General features: G+C 70.8%; 20 protein-coding genes. 9 read left to right on the top strand and 11 right to left on the bottom strand.

The genetic code is table 11. The features are described 5' to 3' along the window. Positions 1 to 76 precede the first annotated feature (76 nt). The 3 genes from OG738_RS12845 (at position 77) to OG738_RS12835 (ending at position 2,593) form a co-directional block, all read left to right on the top strand. Positions 77 to 1,099: a threonine aldolase family protein gene (locus OG738_RS12845; protein WP_329053874.1), complete on the top strand. Its 1,023-nt coding sequence runs from the start codon at positions 77 to 79 to the stop codon at positions 1,097 to 1,099. Positions 1,100 to 1,115: 16 nt separating this feature from the next. Further along, positions 1,116 to 1,694: an HAD family hydrolase gene (locus OG738_RS12840; RefSeq protein WP_329053872.1), complete on the top strand. Its 579-nt coding sequence runs from the start codon at positions 1,116 to 1,118 to the stop codon at positions 1,692 to 1,694. A gap of 83 nt (positions 1,695 to 1,777) precedes the next feature. Then, the gene (locus OG738_RS12835) at positions 1,778 to 2,593 is read left to right on the top strand and encodes an SAM-dependent methyltransferase (protein WP_329053870.1); all 816 of its coding nucleotides are present in this window, start codon (positions 1,778 to 1,780) and stop codon (positions 2,591 to 2,593) included. A 3-nt stretch (positions 2,594 to 2,596) separates the two neighbouring features. Here OG738_RS12835 and OG738_RS12830 read toward each other — a convergent pair whose 3' ends face one another. The 9 genes from OG738_RS12830 to purD all read right to left on the bottom strand — a co-directional run bounded on the left by OG738_RS12830 (position 2,597) and on the right by purD (position 10,394). Beyond that, positions 2,597 to 2,788, bottom strand: a complete 192-nt coding sequence (locus OG738_RS12830) for a hypothetical protein (RefSeq protein ID WP_329053868.1) — start codon at positions 2,786 to 2,788, stop codon at positions 2,597 to 2,599. A 101-nt stretch (positions 2,789 to 2,889) separates the two neighbouring features. Then, positions 2,890 to 4,062, bottom strand: coding sequence for a pyridoxal phosphate-dependent aminotransferase (locus tag OG738_RS12825; RefSeq protein ID WP_329053867.1), 1,173 nt, complete (start codon positions 4,060 to 4,062; stop codon positions 2,890 to 2,892). 26 nt (positions 4,063 to 4,088) lie between these two features. Further along, positions 4,089 to 5,219, bottom strand: a complete 1,131-nt coding sequence (locus tag OG738_RS12820; RefSeq protein WP_329053865.1) for a transglycosylase SLT domain-containing protein — start codon at positions 5,217 to 5,219, stop codon at positions 4,089 to 4,091. A 20-nt stretch (positions 5,220 to 5,239) separates the two neighbouring features. After that, entirely contained in the window at positions 5,240 to 5,551 is a 312-nt protein-coding gene (locus tag OG738_RS12815) for a hypothetical protein (protein WP_329053864.1), read from the bottom strand. A 133-nt stretch (positions 5,552 to 5,684) separates the two neighbouring features. Next, the gene (locus OG738_RS12810) at positions 5,685 to 6,443 is read right to left on the bottom strand and encodes an ESX secretion-associated protein EspG (RefSeq protein ID WP_329053863.1); all 759 of its coding nucleotides are present in this window, start codon (positions 6,441 to 6,443) and stop codon (positions 5,685 to 5,687) included. A 2-nt stretch (positions 6,444 to 6,445) separates the two neighbouring features. Continuing rightward, entirely contained in the window at positions 6,446 to 8,023 is a 1,578-nt protein-coding gene (locus OG738_RS12805; protein WP_329053861.1) for a hypothetical protein, read from the bottom strand. A 9-nt stretch (positions 8,024 to 8,032) separates the two neighbouring features. Beyond that, positions 8,033 to 8,599 (bottom strand): DUF3558 domain-containing protein, encoded by a 567-nt coding sequence (locus tag OG738_RS12800; protein WP_329056688.1) that lies wholly within the window; start codon positions 8,597 to 8,599, stop codon positions 8,033 to 8,035. Between the two features lie 25 nt (positions 8,600 to 8,624). Beyond that, positions 8,625 to 9,005 carry a hypothetical protein gene (locus OG738_RS12795; RefSeq protein ID WP_329053859.1) on the bottom strand — a complete coding sequence of 127 codons (381 nt, stop codon included), beginning with the start codon at positions 9,003 to 9,005 and terminating at the stop codon, positions 8,625 to 8,627. 114 nt (positions 9,006 to 9,119) lie between these two features. Beyond that, a complete protein-coding gene (gene purD / locus OG738_RS12790; protein ID WP_329053858.1) occupies positions 9,120 to 10,394 on the bottom strand; it encodes a phosphoribosylamine--glycine ligase in 1,275 nt (424 codons plus the stop codon). Positions 10,395 to 10,575: 181 nt separating this feature from the next. Here purD and OG738_RS12785 point away from each other — a divergent pair, with 181 nt between their 5' ends. The 4 genes from OG738_RS12785 to OG738_RS12770 all read left to right on the top strand — a co-directional run bounded on the left by OG738_RS12785 (position 10,576) and on the right by OG738_RS12770 (position 16,066). Then, entirely contained in the window at positions 10,576 to 11,727 is a 1,152-nt protein-coding gene (locus OG738_RS12785; RefSeq protein ID WP_329053857.1) for a glycerophosphodiester phosphodiesterase, read from the top strand. Positions 11,728 to 11,767: 40 nt separating this feature from the next. After that, on the top strand, positions 11,768 to 12,700 hold the full coding sequence (locus OG738_RS12780) for a serine hydrolase domain-containing protein (protein WP_329053855.1): 933 nt from the start codon (positions 11,768 to 11,770) through the stop codon (positions 12,698 to 12,700). A gap of 70 nt (positions 12,701 to 12,770) precedes the next feature. Further along, on the top strand, positions 12,771 to 14,315 hold the full coding sequence (locus OG738_RS12775) for an amino acid permease (protein WP_329053853.1): 1,545 nt from the start codon (positions 12,771 to 12,773) through the stop codon (positions 14,313 to 14,315). A 116-nt stretch (positions 14,316 to 14,431) separates the two neighbouring features. Then, positions 14,432 to 16,066, top strand: a complete 1,635-nt coding sequence (locus OG738_RS12770) for a cation:proton antiporter (RefSeq protein ID WP_329053851.1) — start codon at positions 14,432 to 14,434, stop codon at positions 16,064 to 16,066. Positions 16,067 to 16,078: 12 nt separating this feature from the next. Here OG738_RS12770 and OG738_RS12765 read toward each other — a convergent pair whose 3' ends face one another. Next, positions 16,079 to 16,276 carry a hypothetical protein gene (locus tag OG738_RS12765; RefSeq protein WP_329053849.1) on the bottom strand — a complete coding sequence of 66 codons (198 nt, stop codon included), beginning with the start codon at positions 16,274 to 16,276 and terminating at the stop codon, positions 16,079 to 16,081. Between the two features lie 242 nt (positions 16,277 to 16,518). Between OG738_RS12765 and OG738_RS12760 the strand changes: the two genes are divergently transcribed. Beyond that, positions 16,519 to 17,016 (top strand): OsmC family protein, encoded by a 498-nt coding sequence (locus OG738_RS12760; RefSeq protein WP_329056687.1) that lies wholly within the window; start codon positions 16,519 to 16,521, stop codon positions 17,014 to 17,016. 3 nt (positions 17,017 to 17,019) lie between these two features. Here the strand turns inward: OG738_RS12760 and OG738_RS12755 are convergent, their stop codons facing one another. Continuing rightward, positions 17,020 to 18,306, bottom strand: coding sequence for an adenylosuccinate synthase (locus OG738_RS12755; protein ID WP_329053847.1), 1,287 nt, complete (start codon positions 18,304 to 18,306; stop codon positions 17,020 to 17,022). 78 nt (positions 18,307 to 18,384) lie between these two features. Between OG738_RS12755 and OG738_RS12750 the strand changes: the two genes are divergently transcribed. After that, complete coding sequence (locus OG738_RS12750; protein ID WP_442875895.1) at positions 18,385 to 19,065, top strand: hypothetical protein; 681 nt, start codon at positions 18,385 to 18,387, stop codon at positions 19,063 to 19,065. Positions 19,066 to 19,070: the final 5 nt, after the last annotated feature.

The raw sequence follows: 19,070 nt of genomic DNA, 5'->3' as shown, positions 1-19,070 counted from the left end.
GGTTGCACGGACCGAGTGGGTTCGACCACCCGAGGGCTCATTGATCCCCGCGAGGTGGGTGTGATGTGATCGCTCCGTGACCTTCACGCTGCCGCCGCTGGACTTCCGTTCCGACACCGTCACCCGTCCGGATGACACGATGCGCGCGGCGATGGCGTCCGCCGAAGTCGGCGACAACGTCCTCGAGCGCGACCCGACGGTCCAGGCGCTGGAGGAGCGCGCCGCGCACGTCCTGGGCATGCCGGCCGCCCTGTGGGTGCCGAGCGGGACCATGGCGAACCTCGTCGCGCTGAGCCTCCACCTGCAGCGCGGCGACCGGTTCCTGGCCACGCGCGGTGCCCACGTGCTGGCCAACGAGCTGGGCTCGGCGGCGTGGCTGGCCGGCGGGATGCCGGACATCCTGGAGCACGACGGCGGCCCGGGCCGCCCTTCGCCCGACGCCCTCGCGGCCGCGATCGGACAGCCCGGACCGTACTTCACATTACGGACATCTCTGCTCTGCCTCGAGAACACGCACAACGCCGCCGGTGGCGCGGTGACCCCGCCCGACGAGCACGCCCAGCTGCTGTCCGTCGCGAAGGAAGCCGGCCTGACCGTGCACCTCGACGGCGCCCGGCTCTGGCAGGCCGCGGTCGCGCTCGGAGTGCCGCCGGCCGCGCTGACCGTCGGCGTCGACACCGTCTCGGCCTGCTTCAGCAAGGGCCTCGGCGCGCCGGTCGGCTCGGTCGTCGCGGGCAGCGCCGCGTTCGTCGAACGGGCGCGCCGGATGCGGCAGATGCTCGGCGGCGGCGTCCGGCAGGGCGGCGTCCTGGCCGCGGCCTGCCTGGTCGCGCTGGACCGCGTCCCCGAGCTGGCCGAGTCGCACGAGAACGCGCGGCGCCTGGCCGAGGGCCTGGCCGAGTACGGCTGGGCGACGAACGTCCCCGACACCAACATCGTGCTCGCCCAGGTGCCCGACATCCCGACCGCGCTGGCCTGGCTCGATTCGCTCGGGATCCGCGCGGTGCCGATGGCGGGCAAGGTCCGGTTCGTCACGCACCGGGACCTGAGCGCGACCGACGTCGAAGAAGCCTTGCGCCGGATCAAGGCCGGCGCGTGAACTCCCTGGGGGAACCGTGAACTGGATCGTGTTCGACTACGGCGACGTGCTGAGCAAGCCGAGCGTGGCCCGCCCGGCCATGGCCGAGGCGATGGGCGCGCCGCTGCCGGAGTTCGAGAAGGCGTACTGGGACTACCGGATTCCCTTCGACGCCGGGAGCACTCCGCTCGAGTACTGGCAGGCGGTCGGCAAGGCGGTGGGCGTGTCCGTCGACGAAGAGCTGTCGGACGAGCTGACCCGCATCGACGTCGAGGGCTGGGGTCACCTGGAACCGTCGTCGCAGGCGCTGTTCGAAGCGCTCTCCGAGGCCGGCGCGTCGCTCGCGCTGCTGTCGAACGCGCCGGTGGTCTTCGGCGAATGGGTCCGCGAGCAGGAGTGGGCGCGCCACTTCCGCGTGACGCTGTTCTCGGGCGACGTCCGGTGCGTCAAGCCGGACGCGAAGATCTTCCGCCTGCTGCTCGACGAGCTCGGCGCGGAGCCGGCCGACTGCCTGTTCTTCGACGACCGTCCGTCCAATGTGGAGGGTGCGCGGGCGGTCGGGCTCAAGGCGCAGGTGTGGAACGGCGCCGACGCGGCCCAGGCGTGGCTCGGCTGAGCTCACCCGCACCGCACGTCCGCCTACCGGCGGTGATCCACCTTGGCCTAGGCTGCACGGACCCCGACCCCCGGTAGGCCGCCATGACGACGAGCGAACGACCGTCGGCCCGCGTCGACTTCGACCGGCCGAGCATCGCCCGCGTCTTCGACGCGCTGATGGGCGGGCAGGACAACTACGAAGCCGACCGCGTGGTGCTGCGGGAGATCCTGGAGATCGCGCCGGAATCGCAGGCGATGGCGCGGGAAGTCCGGCAGTGGCTCATCCGCGCCGTCCGGTACCTGACCGAACGGCTCGGCGTCGATCAGTTCCTCGACCTCGGCTCCGGTTTCCCGACGGTGGAGAACACCCACCAGGTGGCGCAGAAGTACAACCCGGAGGCGCACGTCGTCTACGTCGACAACGACCCGGTCGTGGAGGCGCACGGCCGGGCGCTGCTCGTCGACAACGACTTCACCCACATCTCGGGCAGCGACCTCCTCAGCCCCGAAGAGACCCTCGCGGATGTGAAGCGATTCATCGACTTCGATCGGCCCGTCGGGCTCGTGCTGTGCGCCATCGTCCACCACATCACGGACCTGGAACGCGCCCGGCAGGTCGTCCAGTCCTATGTCGGCGCGCTGGCGCCGGGGTCGTACCTGGTCCTGCTCCACCAGCACAACCCGGACGACGGCTCCGAAGCGGCCGCCGTTGCCACGTCACTGCAGAAGCGGCTCAGCGGCACCGGGCTCGACACGCTCTACCGCACGCGGGCCGAGATCGCGTCGTTCTTCGACGGCCTCGACCTGCTCGAGCCCGGGTTGACCGCGCCGCACCTGTGGTGGCCGGACGGGCCGCGCCTGACGCCGCTGACGCCGGTCAACTGGACGTGGCTGGGCGGCGTGGCGCGGATCCCGTAAGACTCAATAACGGTTGATGCGCCTGGGGTCCTTCTTGCCGCCGGTGATCGCGCGGTAACCGGCCGCGCCGAGGAAGGCGATGCCGCCGATAATGGCGATCCAGAGGACGGCCTTGAACACGAAGCCGATCACAGCGCCCAGCACCATGAACGCCACCCAGGCGACGATCAGGCCGCCGACGATCTTCCAGAACATGGCTTCCTCCGATTGCTCCCGTGGCCCCTCCGGCCCGATGACTCCACTCTGACATCCCGGCCGGGGAAACTCCCCTCGTCGAGCCAACGTTCAGGGATGAATCAGGGTTCCCCCTGGCGCAGCCACCCACCGAGCCGCCGGACGCCTTCGTCGACGTCCTCGGCGCTGCCGGCGAAGGAGAACCGGACGTACTTGCCGCCGTCGACCGGGTCGAAGTCGATGCCGGGCGTGATCGCGAGGCCGGTGTCGGCGAGCAGCCGCTGGCACCAGCTCAGGCTGTCGTCGGTGTACGCGCTGACGTCGGCGTACGCGTAGAAGGCGCCGTCGGCGGGGGCGAGCTTGCCGAGACCGATGCTCTCGAGGCCGGCGAAGAGCCGGTCGCGGTTGGCGCGGTAGTGCTCGACGTGTGCGTCGGCTTCCGCGTACGCCTCCGGCGTGAAGGCGGCGAGCGCCGCGTACTGCGACACCGCGGGCGGGCAGATGGTGAAGTTGCCGGTCAGGACGTCGACCGCGCGGTGGAGGCGCTGCGGAACGAGCATCCAGCCGAGTCGCCAGCCGGTCATCGCGAAGTACTTCGAGAAGCTGCCGAGCACGAGCGCCTCGCGCCCGTACTGCCACGCGCAGTCGAGCTCGGCACCGTAGGAAATGCCGTGGTAGATCTCGTCGCTGATCAGCTGCACGCCGTGCGACGAGCACCAGCCGGTGATCGCGGCGAGCTCCCCGGGCGGCAGGACGGTCCCGGTGGGATTGCTGGGGCTCGCGACGATCAGGCCGTCGATCGGCCCGAGCTCGTCGAGCAGCGCGACGGTCGGCTGGAAGTTCGTCTCGGCGGTGGTGGCGAACTCGACGACTTCGCAGCCGAGGACGGCCAGCAGGTTGCGGTAGGCGGGGTAGCCGGGCCGGGCCATCGCGACCTTGGCGCCGGGGTCGAAGGCGCTGAGGAACGCGAGCAGGAAGCCCCCGGACGACCCGGTGGTCATGACGACGTCCTGGGCGCTGACGTCGAGCTGGTATTTCCGCTGGTAGTGCCCGGCGACGGCCGCGCGCAGCTCCGGGATCCCGAGCTGCTCGGTGTAGCCGAGGGCGCTTTGGCCCAGCGCTTCGCGGGCAGCGTCGAGAACGGGCTTCGGCGCGGACGCGGACGGCTGCCCGGCCGCCAGCGACACGAGATCGCCGTGACTGCGCTGCCGGGCGCCGGCCGCGGAGAGGACGTCCATGACGTGGAAGGGCGGCACGGCGGCCCGCAGCGCGGGCCCGGCTCCGGGATCGACCATGCGGCCAGGCTAGTTGGCGCCGGGCTTCAGTACCCCTGGTAGGCACCGCCGTGGGCCATGGCCTTGATGCCGGGCACGTTCCCGAGGCCGCCGTAGCGGTCGAAGGAGTACCGGACACCGGCGATGATGTTGTCGACCGGGTTGTAGATGTTGTCGTGCCCGGGCAGCTTGTGCGCGTTGAACGTCGAGTCGATGCACTGCATGAGTCCCTTGGAGGGGTGCCCGGCAGCGGCGTTGGAATCCCAGTTGTTGATGGCGTTCGGGTTCCCGCCGGACTCGTGCTGGATGATCGCCCAGATGTTGGGGATGTCGGCATCCGTGACGGGCACCCCGGCGGCCTGCAGCTCCTTGATGGCTTCCTGGATCCACTGCTGGACGTTCCCGGGAGGCGGCGAGGACGGCGGGCCGCCGCTCGGGCCGAGGCCGCCACCACCACCGCCGCCACCACCACCGCCTCCGCCGTGGTGGGAGGAGCCGTTGCTGTGGATGCCGCCGGCGCTCTGGGGCGCGGTCGCGGAGCTGCTCGGCAGCGGGACCTGGTCGTAGCCGCCCTCGATTTGCTGGGACATCAGCGTCTGCGACGCTTTGATCGCGGTGTCGGCCTGGGTCTGCAGGCCGGTCACGTCACCGTCGAAGCCGGCGGTGATGGTGTGGATGTCGGTCGCCGCCTTCGCCTTGATCTCCGCGGAGGTCGGACTGGGCGCGGGCTTGTTCGGGTCTTGTTCGTGGGCCGCGGCCGCCTTGGCCGCCGCGTCCATTTCGGTCTGGGCCTGCTGGTTGCGGGCGTTGACCGCCTTCTCCGCGGCCAGCTGCTTGTCCCCGACGTTCTTCTTGATCTGCTCGAGGGTCGACGCGAGGCTGTCGAGGTCCTTGGCGACGTCCTCGAGGTGCGTCTGCACCTTGGTACCGGCGTCCCGCACCTGGCGGACGTAGGCGAAGAACTGCTCCGCCGCCGGGCCCGCCCACACGCCGCCGTTGAGCGCGTCCGTCGAATTCTTCAAGGACGCGGTGTGGTCGCCGGCGTTCTTGCCCGCCTCGTGGAACTGCGCCGCCGCCGCGGTGATCTTGTTCAGGTCGACCTTTTCGACCTGGTCGACCTTCTGCATGAAGGCGGCCCAGTTGTCCGGCGTTCCGGCGCCGTTCCCGTTCAAGCCCACTCTCGTGCCCCCTGCTCAGTTCACTTGTCGACGTGCAGCTTGAGGTCGCTCGCCCCGACCTGGTCGGTCTCGGTGATCAGGCCGGCGGCCTTGCGCATGGCGAACCCCAGCGCCTCCATGTGCTTGCCGGCGGCGTCGAACTGGCTGTGCACGCCGTCCTTGAACTTGCCGACCGCGCCGTGGGCCTCGCCCGTCGCGTCCATCCCACCGAAGGGGCTTTCCTTTTCGTGGTCCAGGCCGGTGACCTTGTGCTTGGACTTCTCGAACTCGTCCTTCAGTTTCTCCACCTGGCCGGCCGCGATGGCCATCGAGTCGGCGTCGTAGACAGGCACGGTTCGTCATCCCCTTCGGAAAGCTTGTGTCCGCCCGATCAGACGTCGTGATGACCAGGACGGTTCCCACGGTTACTTTATGACTTCCGGAGGGGTACGCGTACCGATCCCGGCAACTTCCACCCGGCGGGGCTCAGGCCTCCGCCATCAGCTCGCGGATCCGGGTCGCCAGCAGGGCGTTGTCCGCCGGGGTCACCGTCGCCCACTCGCGGCCGTCGCGGTCCGGGGCCACCTGGAACAGGTACCGGCCCGCGTCCGTGTCGAAGAACGCCAGCACGCGGCCCGCGCGGTGGACCACTCCGTCGCGGCCCACCCGTTCCGCGCCGAACTGGCCCCGGGCCTCTTGGCCCAGCAGCATGCCCGACAGCTCCTGGGCCTGGAACAGCTCCACGCCCTGATCCTCCAACGCCGTGACCAGCGCTTTCGCGTCACCGCGAGCGGCCGCGTCGGCGGATTTCAACGACGAATACGGGATGCTCACCGTCTGGCCGATGCCCGGGCCGAGGTCGCCCGCCACCGAGACCGCCGCCTCCGGGAGGCCGTCCTCGGTGGCCGGGATCAGCCAGACCTCGCCGTGGTCCACCACCGCCAGGACCGCCTGGCCGCGGACGCTCACCGCGCGGCCGCGGATCTCGCGCTCGGCCCACACCCACACGTCGATGCCGGACTGGGGGCGCGCCAGCAGGTTCAGCAGGTCCGCCACCTCTCCCGACACCCGGCCGTTGCGGGCCAGGCGCCGCTCGCTCAGCGACGCCCACGCCGCTTCCACGACCGCGGCCCGCTCGCCGCGGGTGGTTCCTTCGCTCGGCACGTCCAGCGCGACGTGGCGGCGGGGCAGGCCCAGCGACTCCCAGACCACGTCGAACTCCCGCGCGGACAGCACCAGCGACACGGTCAGCGCCCGTCCCCGCTGTGGTCGCCGATCACGTCGGGCGAAACCATCCGCTGGTCGGCGAACAGGTCCTGGTCGTCGACGCCGTAGCGGCGGACGTGCTCGGCGTCGTCCTCCTGCGGGGCCGCCTCGGACAGGAACCTCGACTCGCCGGGCTGCTGCTTCGGACTGATCTGCTCCGACTTCCGCAGCGCGACGGCCTCCTCCTCGGGCAGCTCGCCGACCGGCAGCGGCCGGACCGGGCCCTTCGCCTGGCCCTTCTCGCGCTTCAGACGCTCGCGATCGCCGCTCAGCGCGCCGCCGGCCGCGCCCGCACCAACCGCCGCCGCGCCCGCGCCGAGCTCGCCCGGTGTCGCGCCGGGCTTCGCCACGAACCCGCGTTCGGACGTGAACTGGCCGGGCGGGAGCGGCGCCTGCGGCATCGCGCCGACCGTGCGGCCCTTCGCCAAGACCCCGTCGGGACCGCGGTTGGTGCCGCCGAGCGACCCTTCGACACCCGTCGAGCCGGCGCCGGACGCCCCACCGCCGCCGAGCGACTTGATCGGTGCCGTCGCCGGCGACGAGCCGGGCGGCCCGGCGCCGGGCGCACCCGGCGGGACGAACTGCTCGCCGCCCCCGACCGAGAGACCGGGCGAGAAGTGGGAGGAGTCGCCGGAGGACGGGCCGCGACCGGGAGCGTTGACCCAGCCGGGGCCGGGCACCGATGCCGGCGGCTTCGCGCTCGCAGGCGTCGTCGACGAAGCCGTCGTGTGCTGCACGGGAGCCGTGCCACTGGTGCCGGTCCGACGTGGCGGCTGCGCGACGGACCGGGACGGCTGCTGCGCCGCGACGCCGTAGACCGGGGTCGGCGGGTCCGCGTGGACGGTGTGCGACACCGGCTGCACCACCGGCGGGTCGACGTGCACCGAGCGGACCTTGTCCGAAGCCGGCTTCACGCCGCCGTCCGGCGTCACCGCGACGGCGGCACCCGCGACGTCCAGCACGCCCGGCGCGATGCCGGGCGCGGCCAGCTTCAGCGACTCGGGATCGGACAGCGACTGCGTCGACAGCAGGTTGGTGCCGCTCTCGCTCGCGTAGTCGTTCAGCGCCTGGGTCGCCTGCGCCTTGGCGTCGTTCGCGGCCTCGACCTGCCGGGCGTGATCGGTCTCGAACCCGATCAGGCTGAGCAGCACGCCGTCGGTGAGCGTGTAGCCGCCCGCGCCCTTCCGGACCGTCTCGGCGTCCGGGAGCTTGTACTTGGTCCGGTTGAACGACTCGCCCTGCTCGAACACCATCTCCGCGGCGTGCGCGACCTTCGTCGTCGCGTCCTGGGAGAACCCGGCCTGCTCGGTGAGCACCTGGCTGGCGGCACCGCCGGCCTGGCTCTGCCACTCGACGCCGAGCTCGAGCAGCTGGGCGCGCAGCGTCTGGTCGGTGTGGGCGAGCGCGGTCGCGACGGCCTTCAGCGCGTCGACGGCCGTGCCGATGCTGCCGGTGCCGTCGCCGTTGACCATCCGCGTGATCTGGTCGGCGATCGCGGTGTTGGTCCAGCCGTCGAACCGGTGGTTCTGGATGCCGGCCGCGAGCTCGGAGAATTCCACGCGCCCTCCCTAGTTGCGTGCTTTCAAGGACTGCAGCGCGATGTCGGCGGCGTGCGCCGACATCTCGCACAGCTGCGGCTGCGTGAGCTTGCCGCGGGTGATGGCGAAGGTCTGGACGGCCAGCGTCTGGCCCCGCGCGACGCCGACGAGCGTCTCGCAGTCGGCGGGGTCGCCGGCCGCGCGGTAGTTCGTCAGCGCCGGGTAGCCGCCGATGGTCTTCGGCTCGGTGGTCATGCTGTTCTTCTTGCGGGACCCGGTGATCCACTCGTCGAGGTCCGCCGAAACCGCACGCACGTGGTAAGCGTGCACCGGCTCGGCGCCGTCCGCGTCGAACACGCAGGTCGGCCCGTCTTCCGGCGGTGCTTCGCGGGGTGCGCTGGTGATCTTCATGGCGTCGAGCTGCACCTGGGGGAAGACCTCGCACAGGTCGACGCCCTGCAGAGTCAGCTCGGCCGGACGCTGCGGCAGCTGGGCCGCCTTGGCGCTCTGCGACGCGGCGGTCGCGGCCGTCTCGACCGGGTAGGGGGTGCCGTCGGTGCCCGCCGAGCAGCCGGCGAGCGCCGCCGTCGCGAGCACGCCCCCGGTGATCCGCAGCCGCCGGCTACGCACCGTGCTTGCCGCGGTCACCGAACACCGCCGCCTTCTCCTCGTCGCTGATCTGGTAGTCCTTGGCGGCGTCTCGCAGCTGCGAAACCAGGCGCTTCAGGCCGGCGACGTACTCGCGGACCTGGCCCGCGTAGGAGCGGTCGCCGTCGGCGATGAGGGTGTTCCAGGCGTCGATCGACTGGGTGCTGATCACGTCGGCCGACGGCGCGTCGATCCGCAGCAGCCCGAGCTTGGTCAGCAGCTGGTCTTCGAGGGAGTTCGCCTGCTCCTCGACGATCCGGGCGACGTCCAGGAGCTTGTCCGGGTGGACCAGGACGTCCGCGGCCGCCGGTGCCACGGGGACCGCCGAGCTGAGGTCGTACGAGGGTCCTGACATGCGCTCCCCTGACGTCATACGGACAGTGACCGGCCGACTCCCGTCGAGGCTACCAACCCGGGTGTGACAGAAGGCTGAGTTCGGACGAACTCCGTCCCCCGCCGGTTCCCCGCATCAGGCGCGCTGCTTGGCCGTCGGCGCGCCGACTTCGCCGTTCGCTGCCTTGAGCGCGATGTCCGTGCGGTGGTGCGAGCCGGCGAGGTGGACCTTCTCGACGGTCTCGTACGCGTGCCTGCGCGCCGACTTGAGCGTCTTGCCGGTGCCGACGACCGAGAGCACGCGGCCGCCGGAGGAGACCACGGCGCCGTCGTCGCGGCGGCGGGTGCCCGCGTGCAGCACGCCCTCCAGCTCGGCCCCGGTGATGACGTCGCCGGTGCGCGGCTTGCCGGGGTAACCGTCGGCGGCGATCACGACGGTGACCGCGGCGCCGCCGGACCACTCCAGCGGCGGGTGCTCGGCGAGCCTGCCGGTGGCGGTGGCGTGCATCAGCCCCGCGATCGGGGTCCGCAGCAGGGCCAGCACGACCTGCGTCTCCGGGTCACCGAAGCGGCAGTTGAACTCGATGACCTGCGGGCCGTCGGACGTCAGCGCGAGCCCGGCGTAGAGCAGGCCGGAGAACGGCGCGCCCCGCGCGACCAGCTCGTCGGCGACCGGCTGGACGACCGTCTCGACCAGTTCGTCGACGAGGTTGTCCGGCGCCCAGGGCAGCGGCGCGTAGGCACCCATGCCGCCGGTGTTCGGGCCGGCGTCGTCGTCGCCGACGCGCTTGAAGTCCTGCGCGGGCAGCAGCGGGACGACCGTGTGGCCGTCGACGAAGCAGAACAGCGACGCCTCCGGACCGTCCAAAAAGGACTCCAGGAGGACCGGGTGGCCGCCGTCGAGGAGCATGATCGCGTGCTTGCGCGCGACGTCGTAGTCGGTGGTGACGACGACGCCCTTGCCGGCGGCCAGGCCGTCGTCCTTGACCACCCACGTCGGGCCGAAGCGGGCGAGCGCGGCGTCGAGGCGGGCCGGGTTGTCGACCACCTCGCTGCGCGCGGTCGGCACGTTCGCCGCGGCCATGACGTCCTTCGCGAACGCCTTCGAGCCTTCGATGCGAGCCGCCGCGGCCGAAGGGCCGAAGCAGGCGATGCCCGCCTTGCGGACGGCGTCGGCGACCCCGGCGACGAGCGGGACCTCCGGCCCCACCACGACCAGGTCGGCCTGCCAGCCCTTGGCGAGCGCGGCGACCGCTTCGGGGTCGGCGGCCTCGACGCCGAGCTGCTCGGCCATCGCGGCCGTCCCGGCGTTCCCGGGCGCGCAGGCCATGGCGGTGACCGCGGGGTCGCCGGACGCCGCGAGGACGAGTGCATGCTCACGGGCGCCGGACCCGATTACCAGTACGCGCACGCCGCACAGCGTATCCGCACCGGTCCGCGCCGGACATTTCGCCGTCCTCCGGCACCGGGTGTGAGCAGGAGTCCACTGGGCGTTCACCGCCCGGTTCGCCCGGATACGCACTTCGGACGCTTGCGACATCAAGGGTGACGCGGGTAGTCAGGGCACACCCTGTACGAAAAGAGGTCACCAGATGAAGCGCAACCGTGTCGGGGTACTGGCACTCGCCGGGCTGGCGTTGCTGAGCGTCACCGGGCTCGCCGTCGGTTCGGCGAGCGCGTCCGCAGCGTCCTCCGAAAGCGGGGGGTCCGCCGGTGCGGCCGCGCACGGACGGGGCCACGATGACCCCGTGATCATCGGACACCGCGGCGCGCCCGGGTACCGGCCGGAGCACACCCTCGCCTCGTACGAGCTCGCCTACCGGATGGGCGTGAGCTACGTCGACGTCGACCTCGTGCCGACCAAGGACGGCCGGCTCGTCGCCCGGCACGAGCCGGAGATCGGCGGGACCACCGACGTCGCGCAGCACCCCGAGTTCGCGAACCGCAAGAAGACGCTGGTCATCGACGGCGTCTCGACCACCGGCTGGTTCACCCAGGACTTCACGCTCGCCGAGCTGAAGACGCTGCGCGCGGTCGAGCGGATCCCGGCGAACCGACCGCACAACACGCTCTACAACGGCCGCTACCAGATCGCCACCTTCCAGGAGGTGCTCGACCTGACCCAGCGGCTCGGCAAGGAGCTGCACCGGACGCTCGGCACCTACCCGGAGGTCAAGCACTCGACGTTCTTCCAGTCGATCGGCAACCCGACCGAGCCGAAGCTGGTCTCGATCCTCAAGCGCAACGGCCTCGACCGGCCGGACGCGCCGGCGATCATCCAGTCGTTCGAGGTGTCGAACCTGATCGACCTGCACAAGCAGCTCCGCACGCCGCTGCTGCAGCTGACGTCGGCTTCGGGCGCTCCGGCGGACTTCGTCGCGAAGGGCGACAAGCGGACGTACGCCGACCTCGTCACGGCGCAGGGGCTGCGCGAAGTCGCGAAGTACGCGAAGTACCTCGGGCCGGACAAGGCGCAGATCATCCCGCGGGACAAGAACGACAACCTGGGTACGCCGACCGCGATCGTCGCGGACGCGCACAAGGCCGGCCTCAAGGTGCAGCCGTACACGTTCCGGAACGAGAACCCGTTCCTGCCGGCGAACCTGCGCTCGTCGGCCGAGCCGGACGCCTACGGTGACGTCTTCACCGAGGAGGCCGCGTTCTTCAGGGCCGGCGTCGACGGCTTCTTCGCCGACCAGGCGGACACCGCGCTCGAGTCGCTGCACGCGTTCCTGGGCCGGTAATCGCTTTGCCATGAAGGGCACCTGCACGGACGCTGTGTCCATGAAGGTGCCCTTCACGGCATTCGACGGCTTCTCCGGTGTCGTGCTGGTCAGCCGCGGTGACGAGACGTTGCTCGCCGAGGCTTCCGGGTACGCCCACCGCGCCCACGGCGTGGCGAACACCGTCGACACGCGGTTCGCGATCGCCAGCGGCACCAAGGGGTTCACGGCGCTGGTCGTCGTCGGCCTGGTCGCCGAGGGACGGCTCGAGCTGCGGACCACGGCGAGGGAAGTCCTCGGCGACGACCTGCCGCTGATCGACGACCGCGTGACCGTGGAGCACCTGCTGACCCACACGTCCGGCATCGGCGACTACTGCGACGACGAAAACCCGCCCGAGACCCCGCCCGGTCTCGTCACGTCGGCCGACTACCTCGCCGCGCTCGACGGGTTCCCGCAGCAGTTCCCGCCCGGCGAGCGGTTCCACTACAACAACGGCGCGTTCGCCGTCCTGGCCCTGATCGCCGAACGGGTCGCGGGCATACCTTTCCCGGACCTGGTCCGGACGCGCGTCACCGAGCCCGCCGGGATGACCGACACCGCGTTCCTCCGGTCGGACGCGCTGCCCGGCCGGACGGCCACCGGCTACCTGGAAGACGGCCGCACCAACGTGTTCAGCCTGCCGGTCGCAGGCTTCGGCGACGGCGGGATCTACAGCTCCGCGCCGGACTTCCGGAAGTTCTGGCCCGCTCTGTTCGACGGCCGGATCGTGCCGGGCGAGTGGGTCGGCCGGATGCTGCGCGCGGACCACTACGGGCTCGGTTTCTGGCTGCCCGGCCCCGGTCTGGTGCGGTTGGAAGGTGGCGACCAGGGCGTCGCGTTCCGGAGCACGCACGAGCGGTCATCGGGGGTCACCGCGACGCTGATCTCGAACGACCACCGAGGTGGCGGGCGCCTCCTGCGGCAGCTGGACGAGTTCTTGACGAAGGCTTGACACCCCCTCGCACCGGGGCTACTTTCGGCGAATTCAATGGTCTGGCCGCATACCTTTCAAGAGGTGCCCGATGGACGTTTCCGACCAGCAGACCACTCCCGAGCACGCCGACGACGACAGCGCTCGCCTCCACCAGCTGGGTTACGCGCAAGAGCTCAAACGGACGATGTCGGCGTTCTCCAACTTCGCCGTCTCGTTCACGATCATTTCGATCCTCTCCGGCTGCCTGACCCTCTACGGCTTCGGCATGAAGACCGGCGGGCCGGCCGCGATGATCTGGGGCTGGCCACTGGTCGGGGTGTTCGTGATCCTGGTCGGCCTGGGCATGGCCGAAGTCTGCTCGAGCTACCCGACCGCGGGCGGCCTCTACTACTGGGCGGCGAAGCTCGCGCCGAACAAGTCCGGTCCCGTGTGGTCGTGGTTCACCGGCTGGTTCAACCTCATCGGGCAGATCGCGGTCACCGCGGGCATCGACTTCGGCGCGGCGCTGTTCCTCAACGCGTTCCTCGACCTGCAGTGGGGCTACGCCGCGACGCCGGGGCACACGATCCTGCTGCTCGCGATCATCCTCGTGGTGCACGGCCTGCTGAACACCTTCGGCGTCCGGATCGTCGCGATCCTCAACAACGTCAGCGTGTGGTGGCACCTCGTCGGCGTGCTGGTGATCGTCGGCGTGCTGATCTTCGTGCCGGCCAAGCACCAGGACGCGTCGTTCGTGTTCGGCAGCTTCGTGAACCAGACGGGCTGGGGCTCGACGTTCTACGTCTTCGCGCTCGGCCTGCTGGTCGCGCAGTACACGCTGACCGGCTACGACGCGTCGGCGCACATGACCGAGGAGACGAAGAGCGCGGCGACGGCCGGACCACGCGGGATCGTCATGTCGATCGTCGTCTCGCTCGTCGCGGGCTGGATCCTGCTGATCGGCCTGACGTTCGCGATCCAGGACTACGACGGCGCGGTCAACTCCGCCACCGGGGTGCCGCCCGCGCAGATCTTCATCGACGCGACCGGCGCGGTCACCGGCAAGTTCCTGCTGCTGATCTGCATCGGCGCGCAGCTGTTCTGCGGCATGGCGTCGGTGACGGCGAACTCGCGGATGATCTACGCGTTCGCCCGCGACGGCGCGATCCCGGGGTCGGGGTTCTGGCACAAGATCAACAAGCGCACGCAGACGCCGACCAACGCCGTGTGGCTCGCGGCCGGCGGCGCGCTGATCCTGGCGCTGCCGTACCTGTGGAGCGCGACGGCCTACGCGGCGGTGACGTCGATCGCCGTCGTCGGGCTCTACGTGGCGTACGTGATCCCGGTGTTCCTGCGGGTGCGGCGCGGGGATTCGTTCGAGCCGGGACCGTGGACGCTCGGCAAGTGGGGCAAGCCGATCGGCATCGTCGCGACGGTGTGGGTCGTGCTGATCTTCGTGCTGTTCATGCTGCCGCAGGTCTCGCCGGTGACGGTGGACTCCTTCAACTACACGCCGATCGCGTTCCTGGTCGTGCTCGGCGGCGCGGCCCTGTGGTGGGTGCTCTCGGCCCGCAAGTGGTTCACGGGCCCGAAGGTCCAGGGCTCCGAGGCGGAACTGGCAGCTGTCGAGCAGGAGCTGAAGGAACTCGGCTGACGCTCGGCGCAAGTGGTCGTGAGTGAGAAACAGTGTTCTAACGCTGTTTCTCACTCACGACCTCGCCGCGCCGGGAAGCCGAGCGCGCGCTTCCCACCTGGGGAAGGATCACGCGCGTGGAGATCCTGACGCTGATGGGCGTGCTCGCGGGCTCGCTGGCGCTGACCGCGCTCGCCCGGCGCTACAACCTGTCCGCGCCGCTGCTGGTGGTGGTCGTCGCGCTCGGGGTCGCGCTGATCCCCGGCGTGCCGCGGTTCGAGCTGGCACCCGAGCTGGTGCTCACCGTCGTGCTGCCACCGCTGCTCTATTCGACGTCGCTGGAAAGCTCGCTGACGCACTTCAAGAACAGCCTGCGCCCGATCGTCGCGCTGGGCGTGGTGCTGGTGGCGGTGACCGCGGTGGTCGTCGCGGTCGTCGTGCACCTGCTGCTGCCGGAAGTGCCGTTCGCGTCGGCGCTGGTCCTCGGCGCGGTGGTGGCGCCGCCGGACGCGGTGACGGCGGTGGCGATCGGGCGCAAGCTCGGGCTGCCGCGCCGGCTGATGACCGTGCTGACCGGGGAAAGCCTGGTCAACGACGCCGCCGCGCTGACGCTCTACAAGGTCGCGCTGGCCGCGGTCGCGGGGACGGCGGGCTCGGCCGGGCACGGGTTCGCGGTGTTCGGGGTGGCGACCGTGCTGGGCATCGCGGTCGGCCTGGCGATCGGCGCGGCCGTGGTGCTGGTCCGCCGGCTGCTCGACGACCCGCTGCTGGAGTCGGCGTTCGGGATCGTCGTGCCGTTCGGCGCGTACGTCACCGCCGAGCACCTGCACCCGTTCGGCGCGGAGTTCAGCGGGTCGGGCGTGCTCGCCGTCGTCGCCGCGGGGCTCTACCTGGGGCACCGCTCGCTGTACGCGTCCCCCGCGACGCGCATGCAGGACAGATCGGTGTGGGCGTCGATCGACGTCCTGCTGGAGGCGCTGGTGTTCGCGCTGATGGGGCTGCAGCTGCCGTTCGTGCTCGACGGCGCCCAGCACGCGGCCCGCGACAACGGGACGCTCGCGCTGGTCGCGGTGGTCGTGCTGGTGGTGACGATGCTGGTGCGGATCCCGGCGGTGTTCGTCTTCGCGTTCCTGCCGCGGACGTTGCGGCTGTTCGGCCGCGGCCGGCCCGCCCCGCCGTGGCGGTCGCTGGCGGTGCTTTCGTGGACCGGCATGCGCGGCGTCGTGACGCTGGCCGCGGCCGCCGGTGTCCCCGCCGGTACGCCGGGGCGCGAGGAGATCCAGCTGTTCGCGTTCGCCGTGGCGATCGGGACGGTGCTGATCCAGGGGCTGACGCTGCCGCCGCTGATCCGCGTGCTGAAGGTGCAGGACCCGTCGGAGGCGTCGCGCGACGAAGCCGAAGAGCTGGCCGCCCGCGAGGTCGCCCAGAAGGCGGCGCACGAACGGCTGCGCGAGATCAGCCGCGACCGGCTCGCCGCGCTGGACCTGCCGCCCGAGAAGATCGACCGGCTGAAGCAGCGCCTGGAACGGCTCGTCGACACGCGCTACCGGTTCGCGAAGGCGGCGATCACGTTGACGGGCGAGGAGCGGTCCGGAAGCCCGCAGGCGCAGTACGCGAAGGCGCGGCGGGAGCTCCTGATCACGCAGCGCAAGGCAATGCTCCAGGAGAACCGCGCGGGCCGGCTCGACGACGAGATCCTGCGGAAGGTGTTGCGGGAGCTGGACCTCGAGGAGCTCTCGGTGACGACGAACCTCACGAACCGGATGAGCTGACTCCGTGGAGAGTCAGCGTCGGCGAGCCAGAAGCCTTGTCAGGGAACGAAGACGGCTTCGCGGCTGAGTGGTCCCCGTCTGCAGGACCAGTTCGAGCACCGCGGCCTGCTGATCGACGTGCGCGCGGGCGAAGCCGGGCGACGCGGTGACGGCGCGCCGCAGATCGTCGGGATCGGCGGTGGCGGTGCGGAACCCGGCGACCCGGGTCACGTCGATCGGACCTCGGCTGGGCGGCTCCACGCTGTGCCTTTTCACTAACGGCTCTCCTGCTGTCCGGCTGCGGGTCTGTCCTCTCGTTATCGCTCCGTTACCGCCGGCGTTACCGTTCTCGCGTCCCCCGGTCGAGTGCTTCCGCATCGCGGGCACCCGTGCTCCCAGGACTTGAGAACCCGAGCGCCCCTCGCGAGATTCGCCCACCCTGTGGCGAAATGCCGATCATCGAGGAGAGCCCCATGTCGCTGACCGACGTCATCGAAGGCACCCGCAAGGCCGTCGACGCGGACCCGCACAACGCCGCCGTCTCCTTCAGCGTGGCCAACGACCTCAAGCCCGGGACCAAGACCGAGGTCGAGGTCAAGGTGCGCGACCACAGCTTCACCGTCGACGAGCCGCCGGCGCTCGGCGGGACCGACCACGCGGCCAACCCCGTCGAGTTCGCGCTCGCCGCCCTCGGGTCCTGCCAGGTCATCACCTACCAGTTCTGGGCGGCGAAACGCGGCATCCCGCTCGACTCCGTCAAGGTCACCGTCGACGGCGACCTCGACCTGCACGGCTTCTTCGGCTTCTCCTTCAACACCCGCCCCGGTTTCGGGGACGTGCGGGTGTCCGTCGAACTGGAGGGTCCGGCGAGCCGGGAGCGCTACGAAGAGCTCAAGCGCGAGGTCGACGAGCACTGCCCGGTGCTCGACCTCTTCCGCAACGAGACCCCGGTCAGCACGAAACTGACCTGAACGTCAGACGAACTCGTGGCGGACGATCGTCTGCTCGCGGCCCGGGCCCACACCGATCGCCGAGATCCGGGCGCCCGACAGCTCTTCCAGGCGCTCGACGTACGCACGCGCGTTCGCCGGGAGCTCCTCGAACGTGCGGCACGCCGAGATGTCCTCGAACCAGCCGGGGTGCTCTTCGTAGATCGGGATCGCGTGGTGCACGTCGGTCTGCGTCATCGGCATGTCCTGCGTGCGGAACCCGTCGACTTCGTAGCCCACGCACACCGGCACCTTCTCCAGGCCGGACAGCACGTCCAGCTTCGTGAGGAAGTAGTCGGTGATGCCGTTGACGCGCACCGCGTAGCGCGCGATCACCGCGTCGAACCAGCCGGTGCGCCGCGATCGGCCCGTGGTGACGCCGAACTCGCCGCCCTGCTTGCGCAGGTACTCGCCGGACTCGTCGTGCAGCTCGGTCGGGAACGGGCCCGAGCCGACGCGGGTGGTGTACGCCTTGAGGATGCCGAGCACCGTGGTGATCCGGCCCGGGCCGATGCCGGAGCCCGCGCTCGCGCCGCCGGACGTCGGGTTCGACGACGTCACGAACGGGTAGGTGCCGTGGTCGACGTCGAGCAGCGTGCCCTGTGACCCCTCCAGCAGCACGGTTTCACCGCGTTCGAGGGCCTGGTTGAGCTGCAGGCGCGTGTCGGCGATGCGGTGCGCGAACTTCTCGCCGGCCGCCAGCACCTCGTCGACGACCTCGTTCGCGTCGAGGGCCTTGCGGTTGTAGACCTTCACCAGCACCTGGTTCTTGAACTCCAGCGCGGCTTCGACCTTCTGCCGGAAGATCTTCTCGTCGAGCAGGTCCTGCACGCGGACGCCGACGCGGGCGATCTTGTCCTGGTAGCAGGGGCCGATCCCGCGGCCGGTGGTGCCGATCTTGCGGCTGCCGAGGTAGCGCTCGGTGACCTTGTCGATGGCCACGTGGTACGGCATGATCAAGTGCGCGTCGGCCGAGATCAGCAGCTTGGACGTGTCGACGTCCCGCGCTTCGAGGCCGGACAGCTCGTCGAGCAGCACGCCGGGGTCGACCACCACGCCGTTGCCGATGACGTTCGTCACGCCGGGGGTGAGGATGCCGGACGGGATGAGGTGCAGGGCGAAGTTCTCGCCGTTCGGCAGGACCACCGTGTGACCGGCGTTGTTGCCACCCTGGTAGCGGACGACCCACTGGACCCGGTCACCCATCAGGTCGGTGGCCTTGCCCTTGCCTTCGTCCCCCCATTGGGCACCGATGAGCACGATGGCCGGCATGTGACACTCCAAGGTGTTCGACGACGTGAGGTTTAGTGTCCCGGACGGACACCGGTGGCGCTGAGGAAATGCCGGTGCATGACTGTAACGGAGGTCCTGCGGGTGCGCGGACTAGTGGTGGCCTGTGGTGAGGCCGCGGCCGGCTTCGAAGATGTCGATGACGTCGAATCGATCCGCGTGCCCAGCCGCCCCGGCAAGACGGAAATCGACCCCTTGCTGGGCGAACACGATCACCTCGTCGTGTCGGGCACCGACGCGGACCTCGCCGCGGTCGTCGTGCGCCTGCTCCGCAAGGACGCCCTCTCCGGCGTGTCGGTCGGGTTCGTGCCGTCGTCGCCGGACTCGGCCGTCGCGGCGCTCTGGGGACTGCCGAAGACGCCGCTGCAGGCCGTCGCGCTGGCCCTGCGCGGCGAGGTCGACCCGGTGCCGCTGATCCGCGACGACGTCGGCGGCGTGCTCGTCGGGCGGGGGGTGCTGCGGCTGGTCCGCGGCGTGGCCTACGCCGACGAGCAGGTGGCGCTGCGCGGGCCGGCGTCGTCGATCGAGGTGGTCCCGGATCCGGAGGGGCCGGGCCTGGCCGTCCGGGTCGTCAAGGGGACGCTGTTCAAGCGGCCGACGACGCTCTACTCGCGCGCGTTCCAGATCGGCTGCATCCCGACGCGGCCCGTCAGCGACGACGTCGTCCACGAGCGCGCGGTGACCAAGTGGACGTGGTACCGGCACACGCAGGACCTCCGGCTGGTCCGCGGCGCGGCGTGAACCCC

The sequence above is a fragment of the Amycolatopsis sp. NBC_01488 genome (assembly GCF_036227105.1).
GTDB lineage: Bacteria > Actinomycetota > Actinomycetes > Mycobacteriales > Pseudonocardiaceae > Amycolatopsis.
This window is presented reverse-complemented; position numbering and strand designations above follow the sequence as displayed.